The sequence below is a fragment of the Pseudomonas sp. PDM04 genome (assembly GCF_014851765.1).
Taxonomy (GTDB): Bacteria; Pseudomonadota; Gammaproteobacteria; order Pseudomonadales; family Pseudomonadaceae; genus Aquipseudomonas.
This window is the reverse complement of record NZ_JACVAI010000010.1, coordinates 1-4,356: the sequence shown is the minus strand read 5'-3', so window position 1 is coordinate 4,356 and position 4,356 is coordinate 1. Positions and strand designations below refer to the sequence as shown.

Sequence of the window (4,356 nt, the reverse complement as noted above, 5' to 3'; positions counted from 1 at the left end):
GCGCGAGAGGGACACCTAGTCCTTGCTCGCGATGGACTGGAAGGCGCCGCGGGTTGTCTGACACCCAGCGGCGGTCTCCGGTTTTTCGCGAGCAGGCTCGCTCCCACAAGGGGGGCTCAAGCTTTTTTGCAATCGGCCCTGGTCCGGGCGGGCGCCTCTCAAGTCAACGAAATGAAACAGGCAGCAACCTGTGGGAGCGAGCCTGCTCGCGATGGCCGTGAACGATGACGCGGGTTGTCTGACACCCAGCGGCGGTCTCTGGTTTTTCGCGAGCAGGCTCGCTCCCACAACGGGGGCTCAAGCTTTTTTGCAATCGGCCTTGGTCCGGGCGGGCGCCTCTCAAGTCAACGAAATGAAACAGGCAGCAACCTGTGGGAGCGAGCCTGCTCGCGATGGCCGTGAACGATGACGCGGGTTGTCTGACACCCAGCGGCGGTCTCCGGTTTTTCGCGAGCAGGCTCGCTCCCACAAGGGGGCTCAAGCTTTTTTGGAATCGGCCTTGGTCCGGGCGGGCGAAGGCTCCAGCACTTTCACCACATCATCAACCAACGCCTTGCCCATCTGCGTCAGGTAGTGCGCCGCCCAGGCATGCCGGTCGGAGTCGCGGGCGTAGGCCGCATCCTGGGTCAGCCCCTTGGCGAGAAACAGGAAATCGGAAGCCATGGCCAGCGCATCGCTGAGGGGCACATCGCGGGTGACGTGGAACAGGGGTTGGTTCGAGCAATAGATGAGGGGCGTGAGGCCGATGGTCTTCAGTTCTGGTGGGGCGGATGGATTCTTCATGGGTTAACTCCTGGGTTCGAGGAGCTGCCTTTTCGTTACCACACGAAAGGGTGGCAGCTGTACGCAGGGTGGTAAACCGGGAACCGAGGAAACCGGCACGCCCGAGGGCGTCCCACGCACAGCCGCCATATCAAAAACACAGGCAATAAAAACTGCCTGTGTTCATGACTAGTGCACTGTTGCGCTCGTTTCGGCGGGTTACCACACCCGATCGCTGAATGGTCAGCGACGACCGGAGACTATCCCGCCGAAGAAACGCGCAACAAGACATCAAAATGCCCAACCGCAAGATTCGGAGTTTGCCTACAAAGGGTTGTAGGCGTCATCCGATATTTCGTCCTCTCAAGTCAACGAAATTAAACAGAGTCCCACGCCCCTCTGGGTTTCTTTTTAATAATTTTCTACAAATGATAAATAAACTCATTCCGGTTTTTCCCCGGTGCTGCGTCTCACTTCTGTGAGCACGCAAATCCGGAGGGGCGAGGTTGCCCTCAGGTGTCCGATTTGTGCGGCGCTACAAGAATTTTTCCGTTGTCCAGACGACCGCTACCCGGGGAGGGGTCCGGTCAGGCCGTTGGCTGATGTGCCGCTGAAGCGCGCATTGGCAGTGGTGACGAGGTCTTGGCAGCGGTTGGCCGTCTAATCCTTCTACCAATAATAGAGAGCACGATGTCAGCAATTTTCGAGTTGAAACCTCTGTTCAAGGCTTTGGTCATTTCCCGAAGCTTTCGTCCACGTCACGCGCTGGCCGGGTTGGGCATGGCTTGCCTGTTGCCATTGAGTGCGCAGGTGATGGCTGAAGAGTTCGCGATCAACATTCCGGCGCAGTCCTTGCCGCAGGCCTTGAAGGCTTTTGGCAACCAGACCAACCGGCAGGTGGTGTACGACGCCAGCGAGATGGCGGACCTGCGCAGCAATCGCGTCAGCGGCAAGCTCAGCCCGGAAGCGGCGATCGCCGAGTTGCTCAAGGGCACCGGCGTGCGCTACAGCTTCGAAGGCAACACGCTGATGCTGGTGCGCGGCGCCACGGGCGAAAGTCTGGAACTGGGCGCCACCACCATCAATGGGCAACGGGTCGAGGCCACTACCGAAGGTTCCAACTCTTACACCTCCAATGCTGTGACCATCGGCAAAGGGACCCACACACTGAAGGAAATTCCGCAGTCGGTCACGGTGATGACCCGCAAGCAGCTGGACGATCAGGACATCGTCGACCTCAAGGACGCAGCCAACAAGACTACCGGTCTGGTCGGCGCCCAGGGTGTGGGCCGGGGCATGATCCTCAGCTCGCGGGGTTTTCAGATCGATGACTGGCAGTACGACGGTGTGCCGATCCCGCGCAACACCTATGCGCTGGGCAACTGGGCCACGCAAGACCTGATCTTCTTCGATCGCATGGAAATTCTGCGCGGCGCCTCCGGTTTGTTGCAAGGTACGGGCAGCCCCGGCGGTGCGGTGAACATGGTGCGCAAGCGTGGCCAGATTGCGCCGACCGTGGCGATTACCGCCAAGGCCGGTTCTTGGGATCACTACGGTCTGCAGCTGGATGCGGGCGGTCCGCTGAACCAGACCGGTACCATTCGCGGTCGATTCGTGGCCGATCAGGACAACAGTCATTCGTTCATCGATTCCGAGTGGTACAAGACCACTTCGCTGTATGGCGCATTGGACTTCGACCTGAGCGAAGACACCACCCTGGGCTTTGCCGTCAGTAATTCCGATGGCACCTCGCGCAGCAACGTTCGTGGTTTCCCGCGCTATGCGGACGGCAAGCCGGTCGACCTGCCGCGCAAGACTTACACGGGCGCGAAGTGGAACCACACGGACATCGACGTCACCACGCTCTACACCGATCTGGAACACCGCTTCAACGAAGACTGGGCGTTCAAGATCGGCGCCGTGCGCATGAGCGAAACCAACAAGGCGAAAAACCAGCGGGCGCAAGCCTTCGGTAACGGTCTTGATCCCGATGGCGGTGGTTTGCAGTATGCGGACTTCGTGACGGACACCGACTCCACCAAGCTCGGCATCGATACGAACATCACCGGCAAATTCGAAGCCTTTTCCATGCAGCAGGAAGTCATGCTCGGGGGCAACTACTCCAAGTACACCTCCAACGATAAATACGCCCGTACGTTCGATGGCGGTACCGGCAACATTTTTGATATCGATCACAACCGTCCGGAAATCAGCTACGAGGGCCTGCTCGAGTCCGGCGGTTTCGGCACACCAAGCAAATATGACATTCGCCAGAAAGGCCTGTATGGCAGCTGGCGCATCAAGCCGGTCGATGATCTGACCTTTGTCGTCGGTTCGCGGGTCAGCTGGTATGACTACAGCTACAAATCCTGGAGCCAGGATGCAACCAGCCTGACGGCCAACCCTGACAGCACCTCCAACGAAACCGGCGAGGTCACGCCGTACGCCGGTGTCGTCTACGACTTGAGCCGCGAGTGGGCGGTTTATGCCAGCTACACCGACGTGTTCACGCCGCAGACCGAACGCGACACGGGGGGCTCGGTGATCAAGCCGATCATCGGCACCAACTATGAGATCGGCCTCAAGGGCGAACTGATGGATGGTAGGGTCAACACGTCCCTGGCCGTATTCCGTTACGACCAGGAAAACCGCGCCACGCTCGATACGGACGGTCCGCAAATCTGTGACGGCTGGTACTGCTCGAAGGCATCGGGCAAAGTGCGCAGCCAGGGCATCGACGCCGAAATCAGCGGCGAAGTGCTGGACGGTCTGCAATTGTTTGCCGGTTACACCTACAACACCACCAAGTACCTGGACGACCCAACCAACGAAGGCAAGATCTTCAGCTGGTGGACGCCCAAGCACATGGTTCGCGTTTGGGGTAACTACCAGTGGGGCGGCGACTGGAACCGCGTGAGCACCGGCCTGGGCTTCACCGCTCAGACCCACACCGTGGGCTTCGATCACGACGTCAACGTACCGGGTTACACCGTATGGAACGCCCGTGTCGGTTACCAGCTGACGCCGGAAGTCGAGCTGGCGATGAACGCCAACAACCTGTTCGACAAGACGTACTTCACTGCCGGCTACAACCAGTTTGACGGCAACAACAACTACGGCGATCCACGCAACGTGATGTTCAGCGTGAAATACACCCCGGAGTTTTGATTCACTGACACGCCGCTGAAAACAAAAACGCAGAAGCCCAGGCTTCTGCGTTTTTTTTTGTGGACCCCATAGGGAAGATCGCTTTTCTGTAGGAGCGTGTTTTTCTGTGGGAGCGAGCCTGCTCGCGATGGACATGAGACCGCTGCAGGGTGTCAGGCCGCCCGCGTCATCGTTGGCGACCCTCGCGAGCAAGCTCGCTCCTACAGGGGATCGTGTTTTTCTGTGGGAGCGAGCCTGCTCGCGATGGACATGAGACCGCTGCAGGGTGTCAGGCCGCCCGCGTCATCGTTGGCGACCCTCGCGAGCAAGCTCGCTCCTACAGGGGAGTGTGTTTTTTCTGTGGGAGCGAGCCTGCTCGCGATGGACATGAGACCCCTGCAGGGTGTCAGGCCGCCCGCGTTATCGTTGGCGACCCACGCGAGCAAG

Annotated in this window: 2 protein-coding genes; one reads left to right on the top strand and one right to left on the bottom strand. The window is 59.4% G+C overall.

Translation table 11 applies throughout. From position 1 onward, the window contains the following. Positions 1-477: 477 nt before the first annotated feature. Entirely contained in the window at positions 478-783 is a 306-nt protein-coding gene (locus IB249_RS29405; protein ID WP_192309894.1) for a DUF3077 domain-containing protein, read from the bottom strand. A gap of 669 nt (positions 784-1,452) precedes the next feature. Here IB249_RS29405 and IB249_RS29400 point away from each other — a divergent pair. Beyond that, positions 1,453-3,930, top strand: coding sequence for a TonB-dependent siderophore receptor (locus IB249_RS29400; protein ID WP_192309892.1), 2,478 nt, complete (start codon positions 1,453-1,455; stop codon positions 3,928-3,930). The last annotated feature ends 426 nt before the right edge of the window (positions 3,931-4,356 follow it).

What these genes read in the sequence shown, in the direction of transcription:
- IB249_RS29405 (WP_192309894.1), bottom strand. Translation starts at nt 783, where the DNA reads ATGAAGAATCCATCCGCCCCACCAGAACTGAAGACCATCGGCCTCACG.
- IB249_RS29400 (WP_192309892.1), top strand. Translation starts at nt 1,453, where the DNA reads ATGTCAGCAATTTTCGAGTTGAAACCTCTGTTCAAGGCTTTGGTCATT.